Source organism: Streptomyces sp. NPDC002324, from assembly GCF_053593335.1.
The window spans coordinates 88,346-102,058 of sequence record NZ_JBSFCF010000011.1 but is presented as its reverse complement, the minus strand read 5'-3'; the positions used below and the strand labels follow the sequence as shown (position 1 = coordinate 102,058).

Sequence of the window (13,713 nt, the reverse complement as noted above, 5' to 3'; positions counted from 1 at the left end):
CTGGCCTGCGGGTTCCTACCCTGCGGCCAGTCCACGCATAGTCCACAACACCCGACATACGCCCGCTCCGAGCGGCACACGCCTGCACATACGCGAAGACCCCGGCCTCAGCGTTTCCGCTGGTGACGGGGTCTTTGGGCACCTTCTGCAAGGTGCCCCCGGCAGGATTCGAACCTGCGCACACGGCTCCGGAGGCCGTTGCTCTATCCCCTGAGCTACGGGGGCGTGTCGGGCGCCTTGTGGGGCGGCGACGGGTAGAACCCTACCAGCTCTCCGAGGGAGATCATGAACGGTTTTTGGCGGGTGGAGGGTGGGGTTGAGCTGGGGGAGACCGCCCGCAGGGGGTGGAAGTGGGGAAAACCCGGACGCGGCGGTGGGGGCGGACCTACTCTCGAGTTGTGCCAGGCGCGTCCGGCCGGGTGCTTGTTGTAGACGACAACAAGGTCATCCGGCAGCTGATCAGGGTCAATCTCGAGCTGGAGGGCTTCGAGGTGGTGACCGCGGCCGATGGTGCCGAATGCCTGGACGTCGTTCACCAGGTGCGGCCCGACCTCATCACCCTCGACGTGGTCATGCCCCGTCTCGACGGCCTCCGTACCGCCGCCCAGCTGCGCAGTGACCCCCGGACGCGGCGCCTTCCGCTCGCCATCGTCAGTGCCTGCTCGCAGTACGAGGTGGAGGCCGGGCTCGACGTCGGCGTCGACGCGTTCCTTGCCAAGCCCTTCGACCCGGCCGAACTCGTCGCCCTCGTGCGGCAGTTGGTGGAGAGTGGGGCCTCCGGTGACGGTGAGGCCGGGCCGTCGTACGGGATCGGTGGCGATGGTTCCGCCCCAGTCGGTGGCACGGAGCACACCGAGTGCGCGGAGCGCGCCGGTCGCACCGGCAGCTGAACTCCGAGAGCATGTGAGTTTTCGGGACCGCGGGACCGTGGGACCGCGGCCTCGGAACCTCGGGGGCCGTAGAGACCTTGATACGCCCGGCCCCGCTCGTCACCCCATGACGCATCGCCCCGACGCCGTCCCCTCGTGGACGCCCCAGCCGCAGGCCCCACCCAACCCTGTCCACATCCCGGACCTCAGGCCAAACCGGCTCGCATACCCACCCCCCTCCTCCCATACCCTTGTCCCGTGACCCCCGTCGAGCTCTCCCGTACCGTGCTGCGCGCGGTGCGTCGTGCTGTGGACGAAGGGGAGCTGAGTGTCGCCGTGCCCGCACATGCCGTCGTGACTCCCCCCGGGCCCGGGGGGAGCGGGGACTTCGCGACGAACATCGCGTTGCAGCTGGCCAGGCCCGCCGGGCGGCCGCCGTTGCGGGTCGCCGAAATACTGCGGCCCCACCTCAGCGAGACCGCGGGCGTCGCCGCCGTCGAGATCACCGGCCCCGGGTTCCTCAACTTCCACCTCGAACGGGTTGCCGTCACCACGCTGGTACGGCGGATCCGAGGGACGGCGGGCAGCGTTCAGGGAACCCGGGGCACCCGGGGCGGCGAGGGCTCCGATCCCCTCCCGTACGGCCACAGCGACGCCCTCGCCGGGCAGGTCGTCCGGCTGCGGATCCCGTACGACATCCGTGCGGAGGTCATCGCCGACGCGCTCGTGCGGATCGTCGCCAGTCAGGGCGGTCGCGTCGAGGTCGATCACCTTCGGTCCCACGCCGTCGTCGGCGAGGGTGACTTCGAAGATCACGGGAACCTCGAAAACCCCCACGGCCCAGCGAACGCCGACGACCCCGGCCTCGCGCACGAGACACCCGCCCCCGATCGCCCCAGCGGGACCGTTACCCCCAGCCCCACCCCCACCCCCATCAACCTCCGCCCCGTCCCCGCCCCTGAGGACCCCACCCCCCTCGGCCCCGACGCCCTCCGCTGGGCACTCCTGCATCCGGCCGCTCACGACCGCCCCCGGATCACCGCCGACCTCCTCCTGCAGCGGGCCGCGAACCCCCTCTTCCGGGTCCGTTACGCCCACGCCCGAGCCCGCGCGCTCACCCGCAACGCCGCGGCCCTCGGCTTCACCGCCGCCCCGGGGCCGCTGGACACCCCCTGCGCCCCGGGCGACCTCCGTAGTTCCTCCATCAACACCGAGCGCACCGCCAACCCCACCGACCCCACCGACCCCACCGACACAGCAACCCCCCTCGTCACCGCCCTCACCACCTACCCCTCCGCCCTCACCCGAGCCGCCACCCTCCGCGCTCCCGATCGACTCGCCCGGCACCTGGTTGTCCTCGCCGACGCCCTGCTCGCCTTTCAGCACACGGTGCTGCCGCGCGGCGACGAGAAACCCTCGGCCGCCCACCGGGCCCGGCTGGCGCTTGCCGAAGCCGCCGGGACGGTGCTGGCCGGCGGCCTGTCCCTGCTCGGCATCGACGCACCCGAATATCTCTGAGCGAGCCCGCGAAGCCCCAAGCCACCGAGCAGACAGCCGAGAGCAGACAGCCGAGAGCAGACAGCCGAGAGCAGACAGCCGAGAGCCGAGAGCCGAACGGCGAAACCCACCGCCGAGAGCCCACCGCCCCCAGCGGAAGCCCAAGCCGAAGCCCAGGCCCAGGCTTAATCCCAAGCCCAGGCCCAGGCCCAGCCCCAGGCCCAGTCAAAGCCACGCCCCGGTCGCCAGCCCCCGCGCCGCAGCCCAGAGTTCACAGAAAGTCGTACAGACATGAGCCGTTCCGCACACCCCGCCGGTCCCCGTCACGCCGACGTGCTTCCCGAGGGGCACTACGCCGCCCCGCCCGCCGACCTGAACACGCTGGACCCGAAGGTGTGGGCGCAGACCGTCACCCGCGCGGACGACGGGGTCGTCAGCGTCGGCGGGATCGATGTGAAGGCGCTCGCGGAGGAGTTCGGTACGCCGGCGTACTTCGTCGACGAGGCCGACTTCCGGGCGCGGGCGCGCGCCTGGCGTACGGCGTTCGGGCAGGACGCCGACGTGTTCTACGCAGGGAAGGCGTTCCTGTCCCGGGCCGTCGTGCGCTGGCTGCACGAGGAGGGGCTCAACCTCGACGTCTGCTCCGGCGGCGAGCTGGCGACCGCCCTGTCCGCCGGGATGCCCGCCGACCGCATCGCCTTCCACGGCAACAACAAGTCCACCGACGAGATCCACCGGGCCATCGACGCCGGCGTCGGCCGCATCGTGCTCGACTCCTTCCAGGAGATCGTGCGGGTCGCCCACATCGCGCAGTCGCTCGGCCGGCGGCAGCGGGTGCAGATCCGTGTCACCGTCGGCGTCGAGGCCCACACGCACGAGTTCATCGCCACCGCCCACGAGGACCAGAAGTTCGGGATCCCGCTCGCGGGCGGACAGGCCGCGGAGGCCGTGCGGCGGGCGCTCAAGCTGGACGGGCTCGAACTCATCGGGATCCACTCCCACATCGGGTCGCAGATCTTCGACACGTCCGGGTTCGAGGTCGCCGCCCACCGTGTCGTCGGCCTGCTCAGGGACATCCGTGACGAGCACGGCGTCGAGCTGCCCGAGATCGACCTCGGCGGTGGCCTCGGCATCGCCTACACCAGCGCCGACGATCCCCGCGAGCCGCACGAGATCGCGAAGGCCCTCACCGAGATCGTCAACCGTGAGTGCGACGCCGCCAAGCTCCGCACCCCCCGGATCTCCGTCGAGCCGGGGCGCGCGATCGTCGGTCCCACCGCGTTCACGCTGTACGAGGTCGGCACCATCAAGCCGCTGGACGGGCTGCGGACGTACGTCTCGGTGGACGGGGGCATGTCCGACAACATCCGCACCGCGCTGTACGACGCCGAGTACAGCGTCGCGCTGGTGTCCCGGACCTCCGACGCCGAGCCGATGCTCGCGCGCGTGGTCGGCAAGCACTGCGAGAGCGGTGACATCGTGGTGCGGGACGCGTTCCTGCCGGCGGACCTGGCACCGGGTGACCTGATCGCCGTGCCGGCGACCGGCGCGTACTGCCGTTCGATGGCGAGCAATTACAACCACGTACTGCGCCCGCCGGTCGTCGCCGTCAATGATGGACAGGCCCGGGTCATCGTCCGCCGGGAGACGGAGGAGGATCTTCTCCGTCTCGACGTCGGCTGAACGGCACCTTCGGACAGGAAAAGCGCCGGGCCGAAAGATCTGAGTGGGCCGAAAGATCTCCGTCTTCCGGCCCGGTGAAAATGAAATAGATGTCTCACGATCCGGACGAGGGATAGAAACTCCCGTCCGGTGAGTGAGACTGGTTCCACCGTATTCGGTATGTCGGTATGTGAGGAAACGAGGTCGGATGATGCGTACGCGTCCGCTGAAGGTGGCGCTGCTGGGCTGTGGGGTAGTCGGCTCAGAGGTGGCGCGCATCATGACGACGCACGCCGACGACCTCGCCGCCCGTATCGGTGCCCCGGTCGAACTCGCGGGCGTGGCCGTCCGGCGGCCCTCGCGGGTGCGTGCGGGCATCGACCCGGCGCTCGTCACCACCGACGCGACCGCCCTGGTCAAACGGGGGGACATCGACGTCGTCGTCGAGGTCATCGGCGGTATCGAGCCCGCCCGCACCCTCATCACCACCGCGTTCGAGCACGGTGCCTCCGTCGTCTCCGCCAACAAGGCGCTCCTCGCCCAGGACGGCGCCGCGCTGCACGCCGCGGCCGGCGAGGCCGGCAAGGACCTCTATTACGAGGCCGCCGTCGCAGGCGCCATCCCGCTGATCCGTCCGCTGCGCGAGTCCCTCGCCGGCGACAAGATCAACCGGGTGATGGGCATCGTCAACGGCACCACCAATTTCATCCTCGACAAGATGGATTCCACGGGCGCCGGGTATCAGGAGGCCCTCGACGAGGCCACCGCCCTCGGATACGCGGAAGCCGACCCGACCGCCGATGTCGAGGGGTTCGACGCCGCCGCCAAGGCCGCGATCCTCGCCGGCATCGCCTTCCACTCGCGTGTGCGGCTCGACGACGTGTACCGCGAGGGCATGACCGAGGTGACGTCGGCCGACTTCGCCTCCGCCCGGAACATGGGCTGCACCATCAAGCTGCTCGCCATCTGCGAGCGGGCCGCGGACGGTGGCTCCGTCACGGCGCGCGTGCACCCCGCGATGATCCCGCTGACCCACCCCCTCGCCTCCGTGCGCGGCGCCTACAACGCCGTGTTCGTGGAGTCGGACGCCGCCGGGCAGCTGATGTTCTACGGGCCGGGCGCGGGCGGCGCCCCCACGGCCTCCGCCGTGCTCGGCGACCTCGTGGCCGTGTGCCGCAACCGGCTCGCGGGCGCCACCGGCCCCGGCGAGTCCGCGTATGCCGCCCTGCCGGTCTCGCCGATGGGTGACGTGGTCACCCGCTACCACATCAGCCTTGACGTCGCCGACAAACCGGGTGTTCTCGCCCAGGTGGCGACCGTGTTCGCGGAGCACGGCGTATCGATCGATACGGTGCGGCAGCAAGGACGGCCGGACGGCGGCGGCGAGGCCTCTCTCGTCGTCGTCACCCATCGCGCCTCCGACGCCTCCCTCAGCGGGACCGTCGAGGCACTGCGGAATCTCGACACCGTGCGGGGTGTCGCCAGCATCATGCGGGTTGAAGGAGAGTAACGAGCTATGACCCACCAGTGGCGCGGAATCATCGAGGAGTACCGGGACAGGCTGCCCGTCTCCGACAGCACGCCGGTCGTGACGCTCCGCGAGGGCGGCACGCCCCTCGTACCCGCGCAGGTGCTCTCCGAGCGCACGGGCTGCGAGGTCCACCTCAAGGTCGAGGGTGCCAACCCGACCGGGTCCTTCAAGGACCGCGGCATGACCATGGCCATCACGCGGGCGAAGGAGGAGGGCGCGAAGGCGGTCATCTGTGCCTCCACGGGCAACACCTCTGCCTCCGCGGCCGCCTACGCCGTCCGCGCGGGCATGGTCTGCGCCGTGCTCGTCCCGCGCGGGAAGATCGCGCTGGGCAAGATGGGCCAGGCCCTGGTGCACGGCGCGAAGATCCTCCAGGTCGACGGCAACTTCGACGACTGCCTCACCCTCGCGCGTGAACTGAGCGACAACTACCCGGTGGCGCTGGTCAATTCGGTGAACCCGGTACGCATCGAGGGCCAGAAGACCGCCGCGTTCGAGATCGTGGACATGCTGGGCGACGCCCCCGACATCCACGTCCTGCCGGTGGGCAACGCGGGCAACATCACGGCGTACTGGAAGGGCTATACGGAGTACGCGGCCGACGGCATCGCGGCCAGGACCCCGCGCATGTGGGGATTCCAGGCTTCCGGTTCCGCGCCCATCGTGCGCGGCGAGATCGTCAAGGACCCGTCGACGATCGCCACCGCGATCCGCATCGGCAACCCCGCGTCCTGGAACTACGCCCTGGCGGCGCGGGACGAGTCGGGCGGCTTCATCGACGAGGTGACGGACCGTGAGATCCTGCGCGCCTACCGCCTGTTGGCGGCGCAGGAGGGCGTCTTCGTGGAGCCCGCCTCCGCCGCCTCCGTGGCCGGTCTGCTGAAGGCCGCGGAGAACGGCAAGGTCGACCCGGGCCAGACCATCGTCTGCACGGTCACCGGTAACGGCCTCAAGGACCCGGACTGGGCCGTCGCCGGTGCCCCGCAGCCCGTCACCGTCCCGGTGGACGCGGCGACGGCGGCCGAGCGCCTCGGCCTGGCGTAACCTTCGTCCAGCCGTTCGAAAAGACCTGGGAGTCGCGCGTAGACGACGATTCCCGGGGGATAACCCTGACAGGACCCGACAGGGGGTGCACGGGGGGCTTACGACACGCATCGTGCGCCTCTTGTGCGCCCTATGTCGCCACAGAACCTTCCTTCGATAGGCTGTAGTGAACCCGCCCGCCGCATATGCCCCCCAGGGGTGCGGCGCCGCGCCGTCCTGAACGGCCGCAGGGGCCTCACGTACGCATCGAATGTCATTCGACAATCGTCAATCCCGCAGTTCAAGGAGAGTCATCGAGCGATGGCCGGTCCAGCGTTCCGCGCCGCCGCCGTACGGGTGCGCGTCCCCGCCACCAGCGCCAACCTCGGTCCGGGCTTCGACGCCCTGGGCCTGTCGCTGGGGCTCTATGACGACGTGGTCGTCCGGGTGGCCGACTCCGGCCTGCACGTCGACATCGCGGGGGAGGGCAGCGAGACCCTCCCGCGAGACGAGCGGCACCTGCTCGTCCGCTCCCTGCGCACCGCCTTCGACCTGCTGGGCGGACAGCCCCGGGGCCTCGAGATCGTCTGCGCCAACCGCATTCCGCACGGCCGCGGCCTCGGCTCCTCCTCCGCCGCGATCTGCGCCGGCATCGTCGCCGCCCGCGCCGTGACCATAGGCGGCGACAACCGGCTCGACGACGCCGCGCTGCTCGAACTGGCCACCGAGATCGAGGGGCACCCCGACAACGTGGCGGCCTGTCTCCTCGGCGGCTTCACGCTCTCCTGGATGGAGGGCGGCGCCGCGCGGGCGATCAGGATGAAGCCCGCGGATTCCATCGTTCCGGTGGTTTTCGTGCCCGGGAAGCCCGTTCTGACGGAGACGGCGCGCGGACTGCTCCCGCGCACCGTCCCGCACGTCGATGCAGCGGCCAACGCGGGCCGGGCGGCCCTCCTCGTGGAAGCCCTGACCAGGCGCCCCGAGCTGCTGCTGCCCGCCACCGAGGACAGGCTGCACCAGGAGTACCGGGCGCCCGCCATGCCGGAGAGCGCGGCCCTGGTCGAGCGACTGCGGGCCGACGGCGTTCCCGCCGTCATCTCCGGCGCGGGACCCACCGTCCTGGCCCTGGCCGACCACGCGAGCGCCGACAAGGTGGCCGATCTCGCGGGTGCGGGCTGGGCCGCCAACCGGCTGGACCTCGACGCCCGAGGGGCGTGCGTCCTGCCGCTCACCACCACCGTCACCGGACCCGGCGCCGACGGCGCCGAGGAATAGCGGAGTCCGGTTGCGGGATTTCGAGAGGGGGAATGTTTGTTGGATCCGGTAGTGTTAACCTCAAGTCTGCACCTGCCCCAGCCATGGCGAGGTGCTTATCGTCCCCGTCAGGGACAACCTTTCTTCCGGGAGTCTCCCAAGCCGCACTGTGCTTCGTACGTCAAGCTGTACGCCGTACGCAGGCACTGAGCGGTCTGCCGAGCAGGCCCCGGAACCGGCGCGTTGCCGAGCCGCGTGACACAGACACTCAGTGCCACGGCCCGGAAAGCGCCGAATCATCAGAAATTTTCCTCCGCCGCCTTTGGCGGACCACCGCCCCGGCACGGTCCACCCGAACAGGGCCGAAGCCGGACAGCACAAACGGTCGCCGAGCCAGAAGGCCGACGTCCGCTCCAGGGAAGGACCCTTCGTGAGCGACACCACCGATCTGATGGGCGCACGTGTCGAGGACACCGCTGCCGCGCCCGCCACGGACGCCGCGCCTGCCAGCGGTGCCGGCTCCCGGCGGCGCCGCGGCACCGGCCTAGAGGGCATGGTGCTGGCCGAGCTGCAGCAGGTCGCATCCGGCCTCGGCATCAGGGGCACCGCGCGTATGCGCAAGAGCCAGCTGATCGAGGTCATCAAGGACGCGCAGGCGGGAGGAGGCGCCCCGGCCAAGGCCGAGGCGGCCACCGAGACCAAGCCGAAGCGTCGCGCCACCTCCAAGGCGCGCACGGGCGACGACGCCGCGCCGGCCGAGAAGGCCGCCGCCAAGAAGGCCGAGGCGCCCGCCGAGAAGGCCGAGAAGGCCGTGGCCCAGCAGCAGATCGAAATCCCCGGCCAGCCGGCCGGTGGTGACGAGGCGCCCACCGAGCGCCGCCGCCGCCGTGCCACCGCCGACGCGGGCAGCCCGGAGACGGTCACCGCCGAGGCCAAGACCGAGCCCAAGGCCGAGACGCCGGCCCAGGCCGAGGTCAAGACCGACGCCGGTGACCAGGGCGAGGGCCGTCAGGGCCGCCGCGAGCGCGGCCGTGACCGCGGTGAGCGCACGGACCGCACGGACCGCACGGACCGCACCGACCGTACGGACCGCACCGAGCGCGGTGAGCGCGGCCGTCGGGGCAAGGGCGACGAGCAGCAGGGCGGCGGCGGTCAGCCGCAGCGTGACCGCGGCCAGCAGCAGGGCCAGCAGCAGGGCGGCGGCCGCCAGGACCGTGACCGCCAGCGTGACAACGGGCCGCAGGACGACGACGACTTCGACGGCGGACGCCGCGGGCGTCGCGGCCGCTACCGGGACCGTCGTGGCCGTCGCGGCCGTGACGAGATCGGCACCCCCGAGCCGCAGCTCGCCGACGACGACGTCCTGATCCCCGTCGCGGGCATCCTGGACATCCTCGACAACTACGCGTTCATCCGGACCTCCGGCTACCTGCCGGGCCCGAACGACGTGTACGTGTCGCTCGCCCAGGTCCGCAAGAACGGCCTGCGCAAGGGTGACCACGTCACCGGTGCGGTCCGGCAGCCCAAGGACGGCGAGCGCCGCGAGAAGTTCAACGCGCTGGTCCGGCTGGACTCCACCAACGGCATGGCGCCCGAACACGGCCGTGGCCGCCCGGAGTTCAACAAGCTGACGCCGCTCTACCCGCAGGACCGGCTCCGTCTGGAGACCGACCCGGGTGTGCTCACCACCCGCATCATCGACCTCGTCGCGCCGATCGGTAAGGGCCAGCGCGGTCTGATCGTGGCCCCGCCGAAGACCGGCAAGACCATGATCATGCAGGCGATCGCCAACGCGATCACGCACAACAACCCCGAGTGCCACCTGATGGTCGTCCTCGTCGACGAGCGTCCGGAAGAGGTCACCGACATGCAGCGGTCGGTGAAGGGCGAGGTCATCTCCTCGACCTTCGACCGCCCGGCCGAGGACCACACGACGGTCGCCGAGCTGGCCATCGAGCGGGCCAAGCGGCTCGTCGAGCTGGGTCACGACGTGGTCGTGCTGCTCGACTCGATCACGCGTCTGGGCCGTGCCTACAACCTGGCGGCGCCCGCGTCCGGCCGCATCCTGTCCGGTGGTGTCGACTCGACCGCCCTGTACCCGCCGAAGCGCTTCTTCGGTGCGGCCCGCAACATCGAGGACGGCGGTTCGCTGACCATCCTCGCCACCGCGCTGGTGGACACCGGGTCCCGCATGGACGAGGTCATCTTCGAGGAGTTCAAGGGCACGGGCAACGCCGAGCTGAAGCTCGACCGGAAGCTCGCCGACAAGCGCATCTTCCCGGCGGTGGACGTGGACGCGTCCGGTACCCGTAAGGAAGAGATCCTGCTCGGCAGCGACGAGCTCGCCATCACCTGGAAGCTGCGCCGTGTGCTGCACGCGCTCGACTCCCAGCAGGCGATCGAGCTGCTCCTCGACAAGATGAAGCAGACGAAGTCGAACGGCGAGTTCCTGCTGCAGATCCAGAAGACGACGCCGATGCCCGGTAACGGCGACTAGTCGACCCGTCGACCGGACGAAGCGCTGGGGCCACCCTCCATGTGAGGGTGGCCCCAGTTTTCTGTGGGGGACACGTGTACGATCACGGTCTTCATGCTCTGAACAACCGTTGCACTCCCAGGGGGGAATCGAGTGGCTAGACCCTTGTCCGGAGCCATTGCCGCCGCGATAGCCGGGGCGTTGCTGCTGACGTCGGCGAGCGGGGTTTCCGCCGACACCGGCACGACGCCCGACGCGCTGGACGTGCGGATCGCCAAGGCCATGGCCGCGGACGACACCGCGAACGCGAACCTGCCGGAGCGGCAGCCGTCGTCGAGCACGAGCTCCGACAGTGGCCTGCAGCAGTCCGCCCAGATCATCGGCGGCTCGACGACCACGATCGGCTCGGCGCCGTGGATGGCGCAGCTGTGGTACTACGACCCGACCCAGGACCTCGGCTTCTTCTGCGGCGGCACGGTCGTCTCGCCGACGAAGATCCTCACCGCCGCGCACTGCGTCGACAAGGACTACTACAACTGGGTCGAGTACGGCGAGATCATCACCGGCACCGACCAGCTGCCCACGGCCGTCTACAACGAGGACGGCACCCTCGACCACGTCGACTACCACGGTGGCACCCAGAGCACGCTGTCGCGCCAGTGGAACCACTCCTCGTGGGACGAGGTCGCGATCGACAACGACGTCGCCGTCCTGACGCTGTCGGCGCCGGTCAAGGCCACGCCGATCAAGATGACGACGTCGGACGACACCGCGTCGTACAAGGCCGGCACCTCGGCCAAGGCCTACGGCTGGGGCCGCACCAGCTCCAAGACCGACGACATCTCGCAGACGCTGAAGACGGCCACGCTGCCGATCGTCAGCGACACGACCTGCGGGAACACGTGGGGCGACTACTTCATCAAGGGGCACATGGTCTGCGCGGGGAAGCCCGCCGGCGGCACCGACGCCACGACCACGGCCACCTGCAACGGTGACTCCGGCGGCCCGCTCGTCGTCAACAACAAGGTGGTCGGCGTCGTCTCCTGGGGCGTCACGGACTGCGTCTACAAGGGCGCCTACCCGGTCTTCGCCAAGGTCAGCAAGTACACCGGCGCGGCCTACCCGCGCGTCGACGACGCCGCGATCACCCGGGACGGCAAGGCCGACGTCTTCCTGCGCAACAAGGAGACCGGCACGGGCTACGTCCGCGCATCCACGGGCTCCAAGCTCGGCGACCGCCAGTCGCTGAGCTCCAACGGCGACTGGACCGGCTACAACCTCGTCCAGCAGACCGACCTGAACCGTGACGGCTACCAGGACTTCGTGCTGCGCCGCTCCTCCGACGGTGACGTCTTCTGGCGGCGGTACGTGCCCTCGTCGAAGACCTGGACGACGACGCAGATCTTCGACGACTGGAAGACCCGCACCCGGATCCTCACCCCCGGCGACGTCACCGGTGACGCCCTGCCCGACCTGCTCTCGGTCGACTCGGCGGGCGCCCTGTGGATCTACCCGGGCAAGGGCACCGGTTCCTTCGGTACCCGCGTCAAGGTCGGCACCGGCTGGAGCCAGTACAACGCGGTCGTCGGTCACGGCGACTTCACCGGCGACGGCAAGGCCGACCTGATCGCGCGCACCAAGACCGGCTCGAACGTCTACCTCTACAAGGGCACCGGCAAGTCCGGCACGGGCGCCTTCGCCACCCGGATCAAGGTCCGCTCGGACTGGAGCGCCTACAACACGCTCCTGACCCCCGGTGACGTGAGCGGCGACGGCAGGGCGGACCTCCTGGCCCGTACGCCGGCCGGCACGCTGTACCTCTACAAGGGCACCGGCAAGGCCACGAGCGAGATCTTCGGCACACGGGGCTCGGTCGGAACCAGCTACGCCCAGTACGACCTGCTCGGCTGAAACACCAGGTGAGCCCGGCTCCTCGGGCGCACCGGTCACCCACGGTGCCCATCGCGTTCCACGCGATGGGCACCGTTCGTCGTGCAACCCTTTCCCGGATTACTCCGTCTGACCGAACGGAGTGACCATGGAGCGGTACGGCCACATCCGTCCCGGCAGGCCTGGGCCTGAGCGCAGGGGGTAACCGACCGGAAAGAGAACCGAGGAGCAGATGTCCGCCGAGAACACGCCGGCAACCGGCAACTTGGGCAGTCCCGGCACCACCGGCCCGCGCCATCGCGCGACCAGGCGCCGCCGCCGCACGACACGCGGCGGGCACAGCAGGGCGGCGGTCGCCGTCGTCTGGACCGCGGCGGGCGTGCTCGTGCTGGGCGGCACGGGCATCGGCTACCTGTACTTCAAGCTCAACGGCAACATCAAGAGCGTCGACATCAACCAGGCCCTCGGCACCGACCGGCCCCTCGACGTCGACAACGGCTCGCAGGACATCCTCGTCCTCGGCTCCGACACCCGCTCCGGCAGCAACAAGAAGCTCGGCGGCGGTGTCGACGACGGCAGCGCCCGCTCCGACACGGCGATGGTCGTGCACGTCTACGAGGGCCACAAGCGGGCCAGCGTGGTCTCCATACCCCGGGACACCCTCGTCGAGCGGCCGGAGTGCACCGACGCGGACGGCAAGACGCACCCCGCCGCCTCGTACGCCATGTTCAACTCCGCGTACTCCACGGGGGGCGCGGCCTGTGCGGTGAAGACCGTCGAGTCCATGACCGGCATCCGCATGGACCACTACGTCGAGGTCGACTTCGCGGGCTTCGAGAAGCTGATCAACGTCCTCGACGGGGTCGACATCACCACGACCAAGGACATCAAGGACCCGGACAGCCATCTGAACCTGAAGGCGGGGGAGCACACGCTCACCGGCAAGCAGGCGCTGGGCCTCGTCCGCACCCGGCACGGGGTCGGCGACGGGTCCGACCTCGGGCGCATCCAGCTCCAGCAGGCCTTCATCAAGGCCCTCATCGAGCAGGTCAAGGACGTCGGCATCCTCAGCGACCCGAAGAAGGCCTACGACCTCGCGGTCTCCGCGACCGACGCCATCACCACGGACTCCGACCTGAACACGGTCAAGGACCTCGCGTCCTTCGCGAGCGGCCTCAAGGGCATCGGATCGAAGAACATGACGATGGTCACGATGCCGGTCCAGTACGACCCCGACGACCCCAACCGCGTCCTGGTGGACGAGCCGAAGTCGAAGCAGGTCTGGGCGGCCCTGAAGGCCGACAGGACCATCCCCAAGTCGGCCGTCGAGGGAACAGCCACAGGCACCGCCGAGGGCGTCGTGACCGCCGGCCGCCGGCAGTAGGGGCGTCGGGGAACCGCGCGGCCGGCCACGACGGCCCCGCGGCCGCCCACACGGCCGGTGAGGCACTCCGTGACACGCACGGGGAACGGCGGCGCGAGGACCCGGTGGGAATACCGGCGGCCACCCC

General features: G+C 70.3%; 9 protein-coding genes and 1 tRNA gene. 9 read left to right on the top strand and 1 reads right to left on the bottom strand.

What is annotated here, in order from left to right; genetic code table 11:
* Positions 1-153 precede the first annotated feature (153 nt).
* Positions 154-225: transfer RNA gene (locus tag ACWCRJ_RS17210), tRNA-Arg, on the bottom strand.
* 173 nt (positions 226-398) lie between these two features.
* On the opposite strand from ACWCRJ_RS17210, the gene ACWCRJ_RS17205 reads away from it, so the two are divergent.
* The 9 genes from ACWCRJ_RS17205 (at position 399) to ACWCRJ_RS17165 (ending at position 13,586) form a co-directional block, all read left to right on the top strand.
* Positions 399-890 (top strand): response regulator, encoded by a 492-nt coding sequence (locus ACWCRJ_RS17205; protein WP_450940036.1) that lies wholly within the window; start codon positions 399-401, stop codon positions 888-890.
* Between the two features lie 237 nt (positions 891-1,127).
* The gene (nrtL, locus tag ACWCRJ_RS17200; RefSeq protein ID WP_450940035.1) at positions 1,128-2,387 is read left to right on the top strand and encodes an ArgS-related anticodon-binding protein NrtL; all 1,260 of its coding nucleotides are present in this window, start codon (positions 1,128-1,130) and stop codon (positions 2,385-2,387) included.
* Positions 2,388-2,657: 270 nt separating this feature from the next.
* Entirely contained in the window at positions 2,658-4,049 is a 1,392-nt protein-coding gene (lysA, locus tag ACWCRJ_RS17195) for a diaminopimelate decarboxylase (RefSeq protein WP_450940034.1), read from the top strand.
* A gap of 190 nt (positions 4,050-4,239) precedes the next feature.
* Positions 4,240-5,538: a homoserine dehydrogenase gene (locus ACWCRJ_RS17190; RefSeq protein WP_028796530.1), complete on the top strand. Its 1,299-nt coding sequence runs from the start codon at positions 4,240-4,242 to the stop codon at positions 5,536-5,538.
* 6 nt (positions 5,539-5,544) lie between these two features.
* Positions 5,545-6,603, top strand: a complete 1,059-nt coding sequence (gene thrC / locus ACWCRJ_RS17185) for a threonine synthase (RefSeq protein ID WP_450940033.1) — start codon at positions 5,545-5,547, stop codon at positions 6,601-6,603.
* Positions 6,604-6,903: 300 nt separating this feature from the next.
* On the top strand, positions 6,904-7,857 hold the full coding sequence (thrB, locus tag ACWCRJ_RS17180; protein WP_450940032.1) for a homoserine kinase: 954 nt from the start codon (positions 6,904-6,906) through the stop codon (positions 7,855-7,857).
* 409 nt (positions 7,858-8,266) lie between these two features.
* Complete coding sequence (rho, locus tag ACWCRJ_RS17175) at positions 8,267-10,333, top strand: transcription termination factor Rho (RefSeq protein WP_450940031.1); 2,067 nt, start codon at positions 8,267-8,269, stop codon at positions 10,331-10,333.
* Positions 10,334-10,513: 180 nt separating this feature from the next.
* Positions 10,514-12,223, top strand: a complete 1,710-nt coding sequence (locus ACWCRJ_RS17170; protein WP_450940147.1) for a trypsin-like serine protease — start codon at positions 10,514-10,516, stop codon at positions 12,221-12,223.
* Positions 12,224-12,434: 211 nt separating this feature from the next.
* Positions 12,435-13,586 carry an LCP family protein gene (locus ACWCRJ_RS17165; protein WP_450940030.1) on the top strand — a complete coding sequence of 384 codons (1,152 nt, stop codon included), beginning with the start codon at positions 12,435-12,437 and terminating at the stop codon, positions 13,584-13,586.
* Positions 13,587-13,713: the final 127 nt, after the last annotated feature.